The organism is Actinophytocola glycyrrhizae (assembly GCF_042653545.1).
In the GTDB taxonomy this organism is placed as follows: Bacteria; Actinomycetota; Actinomycetes; order Mycobacteriales; family Pseudonocardiaceae; genus Actinophytocola; species Actinophytocola glycyrrhizae.
In genome coordinates this window covers 153,352-168,537 of record NZ_JBHSIS010000008.1, presented here as the reverse complement: position 1 = coordinate 168,537, position 15,186 = coordinate 153,352, and the positions used below count along the sequence as shown (strand labels likewise).

The window sequence follows — 15,186 nt, the reverse complement described above, 5'->3', positions numbered from 1 at the left end:
CTCAGCCCTCCTTCCTGGTGCGCGGGTCGAGCAGGAGGTAGACGAGGTCCGCGAACAGGTTCGCGACCAGCACCGACAGCGTGATGATCAGGAAGATGCCCTGCACGAGCGGGTAGTCCTTCGCGCCGACCGCCTGGAACAGCTGGAACCCGACACCGGGGTAGGAGAACACGATCTCGACGAGCAGCGTGCCGCCGACGATCAGCCCGAGCGACAACGCGAACCCGGACACGTTGGGCAGCAACGCGTTCCGCGCCGCGTAGCCGACCATCACCCGGCGCTCCGACAGACCCTTGGCGTGCGCGACCGTGATGTAGTCCTCAGAGGACACCGTGAGCATCATGTTGCGCATCGACAGCACCCAGCCGCTCATCGACGAGATCAGGATCGTGATCGCGGGCAGCAGGCTGTGGTGTACCGCGCTCCACACGAAGTCCATGTCCCAGCTCGGCACCACGCCGGGGTCGTAGCCACCCGACGACGGGAACGCGCCACCCCGGTCGGCGAGCAGCGTGATGGCGATGAGGCCGAGCCAGAAGTACGGGATGGACGACAGGAACGTCGTCACCGGCATCAGCATGTCCGCCCATGAGCCGCGCCACCAGCCCGCGAGGACCCCCATGAACGTGCCGAGCAGGAAGCTGATCACCGTGGTGATCCCGACGAGCCCGAGCGTCCAGGGCAGCGAGTCGGCCAGCACCTCGGACACGGGCGTCGGGAAGAACGTGAACGACAGACCGAGGTCGCCGCGGAACAACTGCCCGAGGTAGTCGCCGTACTGTTCGACGATGCCCTTGTCCGTGTCGAGCCCGAAGAGGATGTACAGCGACTCGATCGCCGAGGTGTCCAGCCGGCCTTGTGAGCGGGCGATCAGCGACTGGACCGGGTCACCGGGGATGAGGCGGGGGAGGAAGAAGTTGATGGTGATCGCCGCCCACGCGGTGAACACGTAGAACCCGACGCGCCGCAGGAGGTAGCCCATGGTCAGCCCGCCTCCACGGTGTTCGCGTCGTACAGCCAGCACGCAGCCCAGTGGGGGCCGTCGCCGTTGGACTCGACGGGCAACCGCGGCGGCGCTTCCAACTCGCAGCGGGCCATCGCGTGCGGGCAGCGCGGGTGGAACCGGCAGCCCGCCGGTGGCTCGATCAGGCTCGGCGGTTCGCCACCGCCCGCGTCGGTGACCTCGGCCTCCGTGCCCGCGATGCGGTCCGGGTCGGGTGCGGACGCGATCAGCAACCTCGTGTACGGGTGCGCGGCGCGCTGCGTCACCGCCTCGCCGCTGCCGCCCTCGACGACCTGGCCCGCGTACAGCACCAGCACCTCGTCGGCGAAGTACCGCGCCGACGCGATGTCGTGCGTGATGTACAGGATCGCCAGGTCGAGCCGGTCGCGCAGGTCCCGCAACAGGTTCAGCACACCCAGCCGGATCGAAACGTCCAGCATGGACACCGGCTCGTCGGCGAGCAGCGCCTCCGGGCCCGCGGCCAGCGCCCTGGCGATCGCGACGCGTTGCCGCTGCCCGCCGGACAGTTCGTGCGGGAACTTCGACAGGAACCGTTCCGGCGGGGTCAGCGCCACCCGGGTGAGCAACTCCTCCGCGCTGGTCTCGCTGCGGTGGATCCTCAGCGCCCGCGTGAGGTGGTAGCGAACGGTGTGGATCGGGTTCAGCGACGCGAACGGGTCCTGGAAGACCATCTGCACCCGCCTGCAGTAGGCGCGGAACCGGCGGCCGCCCGTGCGGACGGGTTCGCCGTGCAGCAGGACCTGGCCGTCGGTCTGCCGAACGAGCTGCGCCATCAGCCGGGCGACGGTCGACTTGCCGGACCCCGACTCGCCGACCATGGCCGTGACCCGGCCCTTACGCAGCGCCAGGTCGACCTGCTCGACGGCGTGGACCGCCCGCTGCGCGGCGAACAGCGTGCGCAGGCGGCGGCGGATCGGGAAGTGCTTGGTGAGGCCCACCGCCTCCAGCACCACGTCCGTGGTGCCGGGGGCGGCGGGTTCGGTGCTCGCCGTCATGAGGACTACGAGGCCGGCTTCAGGCGCAGGATGATGTCGAGCGCGTTCGGCTGCGTCGGCTGCGCCGGCGCGTACTGGTTGTCCTCGTCGGGCCAGCCGACCCAGTTCTTCGTGCTGTACTCGCCGCCCGCGTTGGCCGCACCGGTGATCAGCACCGGCGCCTGCTCGACGTAGATCCGCTGCAGCTCGTCCATCGCCTCCTGGCGGACGGTGTCGTCGGCGGCGTTCGCGTACTGGTGCAGTGCCTCGGTGGCGTCCGCGTTGCGGAACCGGCCCCAGTTGCCGTTGACGCCCGCGGTGCCGACCGGCTTGTACAGCGCACCGTCCATGATGGACTGGTACAGGTCGTACGGGGTCGCGCCGTTGTTGGTCCAGTGCATGGCGGCCTCGAACTGGCCGGTGTCGACGTCGCTGGTCCAGGTGTCCTGGTTGGCCTTGTCGACGGTCGCCGCGATGCCGAGGTCCGAGAAGTTGTCCTTCAGGATCTCGAGCGTGGTGATGTAGTCCGACCAGCCCGCCGGGTTCGACAGCGTGAGCTGCACCGGCTTGCCGGTCTTGTCGAGCAGCGTGTCGCCGGAGTAGGTGTAGCCGCTGTCGGTCAGCAGTTTCCTGGCGCCGTCGACGTCGACCTCGAACTCCTCGCCCTTGAACTCGTCGGCGAGGAACGACTCACCGGCGGGCGTCGGGATGCCCGTGACGTTCTTGACCTCGGGGTAGAAGTAGCCCGCCTCACCCTGCATGAACACGTCGTTGCGGTTGATGACCATGTTCATCGCGCGGCGCAGCACCGGGTCGTCGAACGGCTTCAGCTCGGTGTTGAGGAACAGGCCGTGCACGCCGAGCACCGGCGGGAACCACAGCTTGTGGTGCTCGGGGTCCTTGTCGACGTAGACCGCCTTGTAGTTCGAGATGAACGTGAACGCCCACTCCGACGAGCCGTTCGCGAGCGCCGTGGTCTGCGCGTTGTTGTCGTTGTACGACGTGTAGCGCAGCTCCTTGACCTGCGGCAGGTCCTGCCAGTAGCCGCTGTCCCGCACGGTCAGCGTGACCGTCTGCGGCGTGAACGTCTTCAGCGTGTACGGGCCGGAGCCGACCGGGTTCTTCACCGTGTCGGTGGCCGGATCGGTGATCTTCGACCAGATGTGCTCTGGCACCATCGGCGTCTGCGTGAGGATGTCCATCTGGTTCACGAACTGGGACGACGTGAACGTCACGGTCACCTTGTCGTCCTCGGCGACGGCCTCGGCGTAGGGGATGGCGTTGATGTTCAGCGCCGGGGTGTTCTTCAGCAGCGTGAACGTGTACGCGATGTCCTGTGCCGTCACCGGCTTGCCGTCGGACCAGGTCGCGTTGTCGCGGATCGTCAGGTCGAGCTCGCGGAAGTTGTCCGACCAGGTCCACTCGGTGGCGAGCCAGGGCTTGCCCTCCTCGTCGGGCTTGACCTGGTTGGTCATCACGAGCGGCTCGTAGAGCGCCCACCGGTAGCCGAGCGAGTTGCTCGAGCTGGACGGGAGGAACGGGTTGTGGTTCTCGGTCTGCGGGCCGTTCGGCATGCCGATGTTGAGCACGCCGTTCGGGTTGCCCGCGCCACCCGTGGTGCCATCGCCACAGGCCGCCAGTGAAGCGGTGAGGAGTAACGCCGCGGCGACCGCCACGGCCTTTCGCCTGAGTCGCATGGACCGGACTCCTTTGTCGGGGAAAGGGATCGCGAGCGTGCACGCTGCCTGTTGGGTCGGAGTCAACTAGGTGAGCCCGGTCACGTCAATAACGGCCGGGTAACGAACTTAGCCTTATTTAAAGACGCGAATAAAGTCGGCGCATGAACTATCGTCCCGGCTGGCTAGGCTGACGCCGACCAGGTCGGGAAAGGACGGTGCTCATGGAGCAGAGACGCGCGACGGTCCGTGACCTGCGCAGGCGCAACCGGTCGACGCTGCTGTCCACGCTCTTCTTCGACGGCCCGCTCTCCCGCCACGAACTCGGCGGCCGGACCGGCCTCTCGGCGGCGACGGTGAGCAACGTGGTCGGCGAGATGATCGACGACGGCCTCGTGATCGAGGCAGGCCAGGTCGAGTCGGACGGCGGCCGCCCGCGCGTGCTGCTCCGCGTGGACCCGACGTACGGCCACGTCGTCGGCATCGACGTCGGCGAGACCGGCGTGACCATGGAGCTGTTCGACCTGGCGATGACCCGCCTCGCGCAGGTCGACCGCCCGCTGGCGACCCCGCAGCCCGACGTCGCGCTCGTCGGCGAGATCATCGCGGCCGGCTTCGGCACCCTGCTGGCGTCGGCGGGGGTGGCGGAGTCGTCGCTGCTGGGCGTCGGCATCGGGGTGCCCGGCACGGTCGAGCAGGGCGCGACGGTCCGGGTGCACGCGCAGACGATCGGCTGGGACGGGGTGGCCCTCCCGGACCTGTTGCGCGCCAACGGGATCACGGTCCCGGTGTTCGTCGAGAACGGCGCGAAGACACAGGGTCAGGCGGAGATGTGGTTCGGCGCGGGCCGGGGCGCCAGGCACGCGGTCATCGCGTTGATCGGCTCCGGGATCGGCGCCACGGTGGTCACCGACGGCACCACGTACCGGGGCGCGACGAGCAGCGCGGGGGAGTGGGGCCACACCACGCTGTCCTACGGCGGGCGCGTGTGCCGGTGCGGCGCGCTGGGCTGCCTGGAGGCGTACGTCGGCGCGGAGGGCATCCTCGACCGCTTCCGGAAGGCCCGCGGCGGCAGGGCGATTCCCCGCGTGGACGAACAGTCGCAACTGGACTTCCTGCTGGCGTCCACGGAACGGTCCGAGACCGCGGCGGCGGTGGTGGCGGAGACGGTCGGGTACCTGGGCGCGGGCATCGCGAACCTGGTGAACCTGTTCAACCCGGAACGCATCGTGCTCGGCGGATGGGCGGGGATGGCACTCGGTTCCCGCCTGCTCCCGGAGATCCGCACCGCGACAGCGGCCCACGCACTGCGGCACGCCTACGAACAGACGTCGATCGTGCTGTGCGAACTGGGCCCGGACGCGGTGGCCGTCGGGGCGGCGACACTCCCGGTGGAGGCACTGCTGAGCCTGGGCTCGGACCCGAGAATCCGCCCGAAGACCCCAGCCCTGTAACCACCGGAGTGTCCTGAAAGGCGCGTTCAGGGCGCCCAACGCCCTGAACGCGCCTTTCAGGGCACCAAGTCAGGTGCCACTCACGGATAGTTGGTCACGTAACTCACCTGGTGCGCCTGGTTCGCCACCTCTCCGGTGTCGTTGATGACGCGGTTGATCGTGCCGACGCCGCCGAGTGACACCGTCACCAGGCCGTGGAAGCGGACGCCCGGCTTGTTCGGCACCTCGAAGCCGCGGCTCGCGACCACCGACGGGTTGGTGTTGAAGAAGCAGTACACCCCGACACCCCACGCCTCGTGGTTGGTCACCGAGTCGGCCACCTTGTACGACGCCCAGCCCTGGGCGCCGCCACCGCTCGAACCCCATGCCGCGTTGCTCGGCGGGTCGTAGGGCATCTCGTTCTGGTAGAAGTACGTCCGGCCGTTGTCGCCGTTCCAGATCGTCTGGTACTGCTGGTAGTGCTCGACGAACAGGCCGTACATGATCACGTTGTCGCCGTTGACCACCAGGCCGTTCTGCGCGGTGTTCGTGTTCCACCCGATGCCGGTGCCGTGATCGCCGCGCCACAGCCACATGTGGTCACCGATCACGTCGTTCGAGTTGATCCGCAACGAGACCGTCGCCTTGCCGGCGTGCTGACCGCCGACACGGAAGAACACGTCGTGCAGTGACGTCGGGTTCGCCGCGTGGCTCGCCGACGAGCCTGCCGGGCCGATCTCCGCGAGCACCGGTGAGTTCTGCGGTCCCGCGTCGATCAGCAGCCCCGCGAGCTTCACCCCGTCCACATCGGCCACCGTGATGGCGGGGAGGCCGGTGTCCGGGGTGAGTGTCGCCAGGCCGAGGCCCAGCACGACCGTGTTCGGGTTCGTCACCCGGATCGTGTCGTTCAGGTGGTGGATGCCCGGCGTGAACAGCAGGTGCCTGCCCTGCGCCAGCGCCGCGTTGATCGTCGCCGCCGGGGTGCCCTCCTGCACGACGTAGAAGTCCGCCAGCGAGATCGACGTGCCAGCCGGGTTGCCGCTCGCCCACGACGTGCCCCGGGTGTTCTCCCGCAGCGCGGGCACGAACACGCGGTACTCGCCGGTGCCGTCGACGTACAGGAACGGCTTCTCCCGGATCTTCGGCGTGGTGTCGACGACCGTGTGCGACGGGTTCGGGAACTGCTGCGCGGGCGCACCGGTGGTGCCGGTGAACACCATGTTCCACACCGAACCGTTCCAGCCGCCGCGCAGGTCGCTGTTGCGGGTGAAGAACTGCTGCTGCGAACCGGACACCGCGACCCCGTCGATCCGCGAGTCGGCAATCAGGCCGCCGGAAGCCCAGCCGTCGCCACCGTTCCACAGCTGGACCTGGCCGCGCAGGTGCATCCGCCGGTACGGCGCGGCCTGCGAGACCGCCCAGCGCTCGATCTGTCCACTCGGGAGGGTCACGGACATGTTCTCCGCCGCCCGCCAGAAGTTCTGGGTGGCGTTGCCGAGGTTGTCCGGGTTGTCGCCCTGCTGGAGCCAGTCGGCCTCGACGCGCACGTGGCCGTTGATGTTCACCTGGTCTGGCAGCAGCCCGAGCCCGGCGACGTGGGTGTAGAAGCGGAGGTCGACGTCGGCGTTGTAGGACCCCGGTTTGAACAGCACCGCGTACCGCTGCGTGCCGAACTGGTTGGTCCTCATCTGCGCCGCGATCGTGTTCAGCCGCGACTGGATCGTGCTCTGCGGCGTCGACGGGTCGAAGACGAACGTGTTCGGGCCCAGGTTGGGGTTGCGCGGGTCGGTCGGCGGGATCACCGGGCCGCCGGTGCCGCCTTCGGCGTACACGGACAGCTCCCACAGCGAGTAGCCGTACTGCGTGGCGCGCGCGGTGCCGTTGACCCGCAGGTAGCGGCCGGTGCCGGTGACGTCGAGCGACTGGTTGCCGCCGGTTCCGGTGGTCGTCGAGTAGATCGTGGTCCACGTGCTCGCGTCGGCGGAGACCTGGAGCTGGAACGCCCGCCCGTACGCGGCCTCCCAGTTCAGGCCGACCCGGCAGATCTGCTGTGCCGACCCGAGGTCGACCCGCAGCCACTGCGGGTCGGAGAACGCGCTGGACCAGCGCGTGCCCGCGTTCCCGTCGACGGCGGCGCTCGCGGGCGTGCCCGCGTTCTCGGCGGAGGACGCGGTCGTGGGCTTGCCCTGTGCCACGTTGGTGGTCCCGCAGGCGAGCGGCGCCGCCTGTGCCTGCGGGATGGTGAGGAGGGCCGCGGCCGCGAACACCGTTGTCGCGGCGGCGAGGATGCGTTTCATAGGCCTACCTGTTTCGATCCAGAAAGGTGCAGGGGATGGATCGTCATTGGGTCCGGAACCGGTACCGGAACCGGTTCCGGACCTGTGATGCATTCAACAAGCAGCCACTGGGGGCCGTCAAGGGTGCGAATGGCCGCACGGCCGTTCAGCTGGCGGGCGCGCTGTCCCGGATCACGAGCGAGGTCGGGACCACCAGCGGTCGCGTCGGCGGGGTCTCCCCGGCCAGGTGGGCCAGGAGCATGGTCGCCGCGGCCTCACCCATCTCCCGCGACGGCTGGCGGACCGTCGTGAGCGCGGGCTGCGTGTGCTCCGCCACGGAGATGTCGTCGAAGCCGATGACCGCGACGTCGGCGGGGACGGCCCGGCCCGCGGCCCGCAAACCGTCGAGGACGCCGACCGCCATCAGGTCGTTGTGGGCGAACACGCCGTCGAACGGCACGCCCCTGGCCAGCAGCTCCTCGATCGCCGCCTGCCCACCGCCCCGCGTGAAGTCGCCCTCCACCGCCAGTGCCGGGTCGAAGGCGTCGCCCGCCGCGCCGAGGAAACCCGACGTGCGGTCGCGGGTGCAGCCGAACGCCGCCGGGCCGGTCACCATCGCGAGGCGGGTGCGGCCGATGGCGCGCAGGTGGGCCGCCGCGTCGGCGGCGCCCTTGTCGTTGCTCGTCGCGACCGAGGGGAAGCCGGGGTGGTGGCCGCGGTCGTCGATCATGACCACGGGAAGGCCCTGCTCGTGCAGGCTCGTGATGTAGGACAGGGTGTCGGGCGGTTCGACCAGCAGGAGACCGTCGAACGCGTTGGCCGACACGTGCCGCTGGAACTGGGTGAGGGACTGCTCGCCGCGGTTGACCGTGTGCAGCAGCAGCCCGTAGCCCCTGGCCTCCAGCACGTCCGCGACACCCTGCAGCACGTCGCCCATCCACGGCCACGTCAGGCCGGGCACCAGCATGCCGACGGTCTGGGTGCGGCCCCTGGCCAGCCCGACCGCGCCGGCGCTCGGCGTGTAGCCGGTCGCGGCGATCACCTCGCGGACCCGGATGGCGGTGGCCGCGTCCACGTCGCCCTTGTTGTTGAGCACGCGCGACACCGTCGTCTTGCTGACCCTCGCCCTTTTGGCGACCTCGGCGATCGTCACGCGCATGCGGGTCAGGATACGTTCACCCAGACCCGCTCCGACGTCCTGACCGGCGAGGCCGCCGACAAGTCGCCGACAAGTCGCCGACACGTGCTCCGGGGTACGGTCCTGCTGTGATCGTCGATGTGGCGCTGGCGGGACAGGCACGGCTGGCAGAGGGGCCGGTCTGGGATCCGCGCAGCTCGTGCCTGCGATGGGTGGACATCCAGCGGGGACAGGTCCACCGGTTCGACCCGGCATCGGGGACGGACACCTTCTTCGAGGTCGGCGAGGACGTCGGCACGGTCGCGGTGCGCGCGGCGGGTGGGCTGGTCATCGCCACCACGTCCGGTCTGTACACGTGTCCGGAGGGCGGCGGGCGGGCGACGCTGCTGCACGCCGTGGACACCGACCCGCCCGGCGGCCGGTTCAACGACGGTAAGGCCGACCCGTGGGGCCGGCTGTGGGCGGGCACCATGCTGGACGACCCGCCCGGCGCGTGCGCGCTGTACCGCCTGGACCCGGACCACTCGCTGCACACGGTGGCGACCGGGGTGTCCTGTTCGAACGGTCTCGGCTGGTCGCCGGAGGGCACGACCATGTACTACATCGACACGCGGACCGGCGGGATCGACGCGTTCGACCACGACCCGTCCACCGGTGCGCTGTCCGGGCGCCGCCGGGTCGTCGACGTCGACCGCGGCTGGCCCGACGGCATGACGGTCGACGCGGACGGCTGCCTGTGGGTCGCGTTGTGGGACGGCTGGGGGCTGCGCAGGTACGCCCCGGACGGGCGGCTGCTGACGACCGTCGAGGTGCCGGCGCAACGCGTGACGTCGTGCGCGTTCGGCGGGCCGGCGTTGTCGACGCTGTACGTCACCACCGCCCGGACCGGGTTGCGGGACTTCACCGACCAGCCGCTGGCGGGGTCGCTGTTCGCGGTCGAGCCCGGGGTGGCGGGGCTGGCGCCGGGGGAGTGGGCGGGTTGACCTGGCCGTCGCGGCTGCGTGCGCGCGGCGAGGACCCGGACCCGAGGTTCAGCTTCGCGAACGAACGGACCTTCCTCGCGTGGATCCGGACCGCGCTCGCGTTGCTGGCGGCCGGGATCGGGCTGGAGGCGTTCGCGCCGCCACTCGCGGTGCCGGGTCTGCGGCAGGTGCTCGCGGCGGTGCTCGTGCTGGCCGGCGTGGGGCTCAGCGCGATGGCGTTCCGGCGCTGGCTGCGGAGCGAGGAGGCGCTGCGGGAGCGGCGGCCGTTGCCCGCGCCGCGGGTCGCGCCGTGGCTGTCGTACGGGATCGCGGCCGTCGCGCTCGTGTTGTTCGTGCTGCTGGTGGTGGCGAACCTGCGGTGACCGAGCCACCCGGGGTGCAGAACGAGCGGACGTCCCTCGCGTGGGTGCGGACCGCGCTCGGCCTCGTCGTCTGCGCGCTGCTCGCCGGGCGGCTCGCGGTCGTGCGTGGCGAGGGCTGGGCCCTCGGCGCCGCGCTCGCGGCCGCGGTGCTCGCCGTCGGGGTGCTCGGCTGGTCGCACGACCGCTACGTGCGCGCGGACCGCAGGCTGCGGCAGGAGCGGGCCGTCGACTTCGCCGTGCCGGCGCTCGTGCTCACGCTCGCCGTGGTCACGGTCGGTGCGCTGGGTCTCCTGTTGGTAGTGCTCTGACGAACGGCTCCGTCAGGTGCGGGGTCGCCAGCTCCGCGTCCCGTGCCAGCAGCGCCATCCGGGTGGCACGGGCCAGCTCCGGGTCCTCCTCGTACCGGTAGGACACCGAGGGCGACACCAGTTGCACCGCGTGCACCAGCACGTCGCCGGTCACCACGACCTGCGCGCCGCCGCCCTCGACCACCACCGACTGGTGGCCGGGCGTGTGGCCGGGGGTCGGGATCACCGTCACCCGCTCACCGGAGGGCAGGGCGGACAGCACGGTCTCGCCCGCCACCACCTGCAGGACCCCCGCCGCGCGCAACGGTGCCACGACGTACGACGCCACCGGTTCTGTCACCCACGCGACCTCGTCGCGGTGCAGCACGTAGCGCGCGTTCGGGAACAGCGGGGCGCGCTCGGGCGTCACCGCCCACCCGCAGTGGTCGGAGTGCAGGTGGGTCAGTACCACAGTGTCCACATCGGACGGTGCGACATCCGCGGCGGCCAGGGCTTCGGGCAGCACACCGGGCACCGGCGCCCAGCCCTGCGCTGGCGCGCCGACCGGGCCGATGCCCGTGTCCACCAGCGTCACGCCCGCCGTCGACCGGACGAGGAACGCGCGGAAGTCCAGCAGCCACCGGCCGTCCGGCCCGAACGCGGCCGGGTCCGCGCTCCTCGCCAGGCCCCAGTCCCGCGCCGAGGCGCCGGGGAACGCCGCCTCCCACGTCACGTACGGGCCGCGGGCGTCGCGCAGCGCCGTCACCGTCATCTCACCGACCGACCGCGTGTTCACCCGGCCGAGCGTAGGCCGAACTGCCACACGTCCAGATACCGCGACCGGAACCCGGCCTCCGAGTACGCCAGGTAGAACTCCCACAGCCGTTCGAACCTCGTCGAAACCCAGTGCCGCCACCCGGTCCCGCGAAGCCAGGAACCGGGCCCGCCACTGCGCCAGCGTCCGCGCGTAGTGCGGGCCGAGGCTGCGGCGCTCCACGACCGCCAGTCCCGCCCGCGCGGCCTGCTGCTCGATGGCGGGCACCGACAGCACCAGCCCGCCGGGGAAGACGTACTTCTGGATCCAGTTGTGCGAGTGCCTCGTGGCCAGCAGCCGGTCGTGCGGCATCGTGATCGCCTGCAGCCCGACCCGGCCGCCCGGCGCCAGCACCCGCGCCAGCGTCGCGAAGTACTCCGGCCAGAACTCCGCGCCGACCGCCTCGATCATCTCCACCGAAACGACCGCGTCGTACGTGCCGGACGCCGCCCGGTAGTCCAGCAGCTCCACCGAGACGCGGCCGGTCAGCCCGGCCGCCGCCACCCGCTCCCGCGCCAGCCGCCGCTGTTCGACCGAGATCGTCAGCGACGTCACCGTCGCGTCGCGCCGTGCCGCGCGGATCGCCAGCGCGCCCCAGCCCGTGCCGATCTCCAGCACCCGGCTGCCCGCGGTGACGCCCGCGTGGTCGAGGATCCCGTCGATCTTGCGCAGTTGCGCGGTGTGCAGGTCGTCGCCGGGCGCGAACCACGCGGCCGAGTACGTCATCGACTCGTCCAGGAACGCCTCGAACAGCTCGTTCGACAGGTCGTAGTGGCGGTGGATGTTCTCCCGCGCACCGTCCGGTGTGTTCAGCTCGGTTGCCGGGCGGCGCGCGTCCACCCACCCGCGCAGCACCTGCAGGGGCGCGGGCACCAGCGTCGCCATCCGTGCGGCGAACGGCGTCAGCGCCGCCGCCGGGTCGGGGCTCGTCCAGTCGCCCGCCATGTAGGCCTCGCCGAACCCGATGTTGGCCTGCGCGCCGAGCCGGTGGAAGAACGCCGAGGGCCGCACGATCCGCAGCTCCGGGCCGCCCCGGCCGACCGTCGACCCGTCCGGGAAGGACACCGTGACGGGCAGGTCCCTCGCCGCGTGGCGGAAGAGGCGTTCCGCGACCCACGCGCGCAGCGGTGCGTGGGGCGGGGCGGACAGCGCCGTCCCGGTCGTCCCGGTCGTCGTCGTGGTCACTGCACACCCTCCTGGGGTACGTGGGGCGCACGCGGCACCACGGGCAGCCGCCGCAGCCACAGTGCGACGCCGTGTCGCTGAATGAGGAACCGCACCCGTTGCGGCACAAGGGAAAAGGTGTAGCCGAGCAGTCGCGCCGCGGTGGCGGGGCCGACGCGGCGGCCGGTGAGCGTCGCCGTGAACGCCGGCTCGTCGTCCTGGCGCAGCGCGATCGTCAGCGACAGCCGCGCGTCCGGTGATGGCAGCCGCATCCGGTAGCGGCCGGACACGTCGAGGAACGGGGACACGTAGAACGCCTTGTCCGCCGCCGCCTGCCACCGCTCGTCCGGGCGCAGCAGGTAGCAGTGCCGTTCCCCGTAGGTGTTGTGCACCTCGGCGACCACGCACATCGGCGCCCCCGCCGCGTCCTCGCACCAGTAGACGGTCAGCGGGTTGAACACGTAACCCAGCGACCGGGGCGCCGCCAGCATCAGGACGCGCCCCGGCGCGGGGATCCCCCGCGTGGCGAGCCACGCCGTGAGGTTCGCGCGGATCGGCCGGTCCGGTGCGCCGAGGTGGTCGGCCGCGCGGAACGACACGAGCCGGGACACGGGCAGGTCGTCGAGGTCCACCAGCCACAGCCGCACGCGGTGGGTGAACCGCCGGTACAGGGCCCGGTGCCGGACGTGCGTCAGCGTCGCCGTGTACAGGATCACCAGCCCACCCCGAACGCGGCGGCCGCAGCCACCCCCGACGCGCAGCCGTCCTCGTGGAACCCCCAGCCGTGGTAGGCGCCCGCGTACACCGTCCGGTCCGTGGCGAGCGCGGGCAGGAGCCGTTGCGCCGCAACGGACTCCCGGGTGTACACGGGGTGCTCGTAGGTCATCCGCGCGAGCACGGTGCCCGGGGCCACCCGGTCGGTCGCGTTCAGCGTCACCACGTAGGGCACCGGTCCGCCCAGCCGCATCAGCCGGTTCATGTCGTAGCTCACCAGCACCTCGTCGGCGCCCGCGCAGTTGGGCTTCAGGTAGTTCCACGACGCGCGCGCCGCCCGCGCCACCGGCAGCAGCGAGTCGTCGGAGTGCAGCCAGGTCTCGTTGCGGGAGTAGGTGAACGCGCCGAGGACCCGCTTCTCCTCCGGTGTGGGGTCCGCGAGCAGCGTGAGCGCGTCGTCGGCGTGCGTCGCCACGACCACCCGGTCCACGGTGTGGGTCTGGTCGCCGTCGTCCCGGACCTCGACACCGTCCGGCGTGCGCTGGACCGCCCGCACCGGGGTGCCGACGTGCACCGCGGTCAGCCCCTTCGCGGCGCGCTCTACGTACTCGCGGGACCCGCCGACGACGGTCCGCCAGGTCGGCGAGCCACCGATGGACAGCAGCCCGTGGTGGGCGAGGAAGCCGAACAGGTACCGCGCGGGGTAGGCGCGGCTGACCCGCTCCGGCGCCGACCACACCGCGGACACCATCGGCAGCAGGAAGTGCTCGGTGAAGTAGCGGGAGTAGCAGGCGGCGAACTCGCCGAGCGTGACCTCCGCCCCGCCGTCGGCCAGTACCCGCCGCGCGTGCCGGTGGAAGCGGGTGACCTCGGCAAGCATCCGCAGGTAGCGGGGCCGCAGCGCGGTGCGTGGCCGCGCGAACAGGCCGGGCAGCCCGCGTGCGCCCGCGTACTCCAGTCCACAGCCGAGGCAGCGCACGCTCATCGACATCTCCGACTCGCGTGTGCGCACCCCCAGCTCACCGAACAGCCGCAGCAGGTTCGGGTAGGTGCGCTCGTTGTGCACGATGAACCCGCTGTCGACGGTGACCGTGCCTTCCGGCGACGGCACGTCATGGGTGTGCGCGTGGCCGCCGAGCCGGGGGGCGGCCTCGAACAGCAGCACGTCGTAGCGGCGTTGCAGCAGGTAGGCGGCGGTCAGACCAGCCACCCCGGCCCCGATGACGGCAACCCTCTCGGTAGTCATGCCCGTCATTCGGTGCGGTGGCGCGCGCGGCTTGCGTCCAATCCGTCCGGTGCCACGCGGCGGCCGGGGCGGCCGTGGAAATGTCGGTGACCCCGGCCGACGGTGACGTTTTCAGTGTGTCTGTGACAACAGTAGGCGAACGTGTAACGGGCGTGGCCTGGGAAGCGATGTTGTATCCACTCGACCCGGCCTGGGTAATCCATCGCTCTCGGGAATATCCGGCCGGTGTGGCGGAATCCTCCCGTTGCCTTTGGAAAAAGCCTGACCGAAATGGGAGACATTCTGGCCAATGTCGCTAACATGTGCGGGTGGCAGCAACAGGCGCGGGGACGCCCAGGAGGCCGGTCAGACGCAGCGACAAGGTGTCAGAGGCGATCGCGCGAGATATCGTCCGCCGAATCGGGGCAGAGGAGCTCAGTCCGGGAACGCAGCTGCCACCAGAGGCCAAGATGCTCGAGGAGTACCGTGTCGGCCGGGGTTCGTTGCGGGAGGCGTTGCGCATTCTCGAGGTGCACGGGCTGATCTCGATCAAGCCCGGTCCGCGGGGCGGGCCGACCGTGGACCAGGTCCACACCGAGAACTTCGGCCGCATGGCCACGCTGTTCTTCCAGATGGACGGGGTGACCTTCGGCGACCTCGTCGAAGCGCTGGTGATCATGGAGCCCACGCTCGCCGGCCTCGCGGCGCAGCGGCACGACGCCCAGCTCGTCGCGGAGATGTCCCGGTTCACCCGCCCGGCCCGGGTGGACGACGAGGAGTACACGCGCCACGCGGCCGACTTCCACCGGCTCGTCGCCGCCATGGCGGGCAACCCGGTCATGAGCCTGTTCGGGCAGTCGCTCACCGACATTGTCCGGGACCGGCTTTCCCCGCCGCTGTTTCCCAAGTCGCGGCGTCCCGGGGTGCTGAATGTGCACTGCGGCATCGCACGCGCGATCATCGACGGGGACGTCGACCGGGCGGAGGAACTGATGCGCGAGCACATGACGGAATATGCCGCATATGTACGGCGACGGCATCCCGGGATGATGCGCGAGGTCGTGGACTGGCGTTGACCGACGTTGTCGTTGACGACCGAGTCCACAACGGAGTAGG

Annotated in this window: 13 protein-coding genes and 1 pseudogene; 5 read left to right on the top strand and 9 right to left on the bottom strand. The window is 70.8% G+C overall.

Annotated elements, in window-relative coordinates; translation table 11 throughout:
- Position 1 precedes the first annotated feature (1 nt).
- Genes ACFPCV_RS19315 through ACFPCV_RS19305 form a run of 3 tightly spaced genes read right to left on the bottom strand, consistent with a single transcriptional unit; the run spans position 2 to position 3,695 of the window.
- Complete coding sequence (locus ACFPCV_RS19315; RefSeq protein WP_378057624.1) at positions 2 to 982, bottom strand: ABC transporter permease; 981 nt, start codon at positions 980 to 982, stop codon at positions 2 to 4.
- Between the two features lie 2 nt (positions 983 to 984).
- A complete protein-coding gene (locus ACFPCV_RS19310) occupies positions 985 to 2,019 on the bottom strand; it encodes an ABC transporter ATP-binding protein (RefSeq protein ID WP_378057623.1) in 1,035 nt (344 codons plus the stop codon).
- 5 nt (positions 2,020 to 2,024) lie between these two features.
- Positions 2,025 to 3,695 (bottom strand): ABC transporter substrate-binding protein, encoded by a 1,671-nt coding sequence (locus ACFPCV_RS19305; RefSeq protein WP_378057622.1) that lies wholly within the window; start codon positions 3,693 to 3,695, stop codon positions 2,025 to 2,027.
- A gap of 203 nt (positions 3,696 to 3,898) precedes the next feature.
- On the opposite strand from ACFPCV_RS19305, the gene ACFPCV_RS19300 reads away from it, so the two are divergent.
- Positions 3,899 to 5,128, top strand: a complete 1,230-nt coding sequence (locus ACFPCV_RS19300; RefSeq protein WP_378057621.1) for an ROK family transcriptional regulator — start codon at positions 3,899 to 3,901, stop codon at positions 5,126 to 5,128.
- 80 nt (positions 5,129 to 5,208) lie between these two features.
- Here the strand turns inward: ACFPCV_RS19300 and ACFPCV_RS19295 are convergent, their stop codons facing one another.
- Entirely contained in the window at positions 5,209 to 7,404 is a 2,196-nt protein-coding gene (locus tag ACFPCV_RS19295; RefSeq protein WP_378057620.1) for a discoidin domain-containing protein, read from the bottom strand.
- A 145-nt stretch (positions 7,405 to 7,549) separates the two neighbouring features.
- Positions 7,550 to 8,542 (bottom strand): LacI family DNA-binding transcriptional regulator, encoded by a 993-nt coding sequence (locus tag ACFPCV_RS19290; protein WP_378057619.1) that lies wholly within the window; start codon positions 8,540 to 8,542, stop codon positions 7,550 to 7,552.
- 107 nt (positions 8,543 to 8,649) lie between these two features.
- On the opposite strand from ACFPCV_RS19290, the gene ACFPCV_RS19285 reads away from it, so the two are divergent.
- From ACFPCV_RS19285 to ACFPCV_RS19275, 3 genes are read left to right on the top strand one after another with little or no spacing between them, the layout of a single operon-like run.
- The gene (locus tag ACFPCV_RS19285; protein WP_378057618.1) at positions 8,650 to 9,504 is read left to right on the top strand and encodes an SMP-30/gluconolactonase/LRE family protein; all 855 of its coding nucleotides are present in this window, start codon (positions 8,650 to 8,652) and stop codon (positions 9,502 to 9,504) included.
- Positions 9,492 to 9,866 (top strand): YidH family protein, encoded by a 375-nt coding sequence (locus ACFPCV_RS19280; RefSeq protein WP_378057617.1) that lies wholly within the window; start codon positions 9,492 to 9,494, stop codon positions 9,864 to 9,866. The genes ACFPCV_RS19285 and ACFPCV_RS19280 overlap by 13 nt, the downstream gene beginning before the upstream one ends.
- Positions 9,863 to 10,174, top strand: a complete 312-nt coding sequence (locus ACFPCV_RS19275; protein ID WP_378057616.1) for a DUF202 domain-containing protein — start codon at positions 9,863 to 9,865, stop codon at positions 10,172 to 10,174. Before ACFPCV_RS19280 ends, ACFPCV_RS19275 begins: the two co-directional genes overlap by 4 nt.
- Here the strand turns inward: ACFPCV_RS19275 and ACFPCV_RS19270 are convergent.
- From ACFPCV_RS19270 to ACFPCV_RS19255, 4 genes and pseudogenes are all read right to left on the bottom strand, one after another.
- A complete protein-coding gene (locus ACFPCV_RS19270; RefSeq protein WP_378057747.1) occupies positions 10,134 to 10,925 on the bottom strand; it encodes an MBL fold metallo-hydrolase in 792 nt (263 codons plus the stop codon). The genes ACFPCV_RS19275 and ACFPCV_RS19270 overlap by 41 nt on opposite strands.
- Positions 10,926 to 10,945: 20 nt before the next feature.
- Positions 10,946 to 12,152, bottom strand: a pseudogene (locus ACFPCV_RS19265) (class I SAM-dependent methyltransferase).
- Positions 12,149 to 12,847, bottom strand: a complete 699-nt coding sequence (locus tag ACFPCV_RS19260) for a DUF1365 domain-containing protein (protein ID WP_378057615.1) — start codon at positions 12,845 to 12,847, stop codon at positions 12,149 to 12,151. The pseudogene ACFPCV_RS19265 and the gene ACFPCV_RS19260 overlap by 4 nt, the downstream one beginning before the upstream one ends.
- On the bottom strand, positions 12,844 to 14,091 hold the full coding sequence (locus ACFPCV_RS19255) for an NAD(P)/FAD-dependent oxidoreductase (protein WP_378057614.1): 1,248 nt from the start codon (positions 14,089 to 14,091) through the stop codon (positions 12,844 to 12,846). Before ACFPCV_RS19255 ends, ACFPCV_RS19260 begins: the two co-directional genes overlap by 4 nt.
- Positions 14,092 to 14,393: 302 nt before the next feature.
- On the opposite strand from ACFPCV_RS19255, the gene ACFPCV_RS19250 reads away from it, so the two are divergent.
- The gene (locus ACFPCV_RS19250) at positions 14,394 to 15,146 is read left to right on the top strand and encodes a FadR/GntR family transcriptional regulator (RefSeq protein ID WP_378057613.1); all 753 of its coding nucleotides are present in this window, start codon (positions 14,394 to 14,396) and stop codon (positions 15,144 to 15,146) included.
- Positions 15,147 to 15,186: the final 40 nt, after the last annotated feature.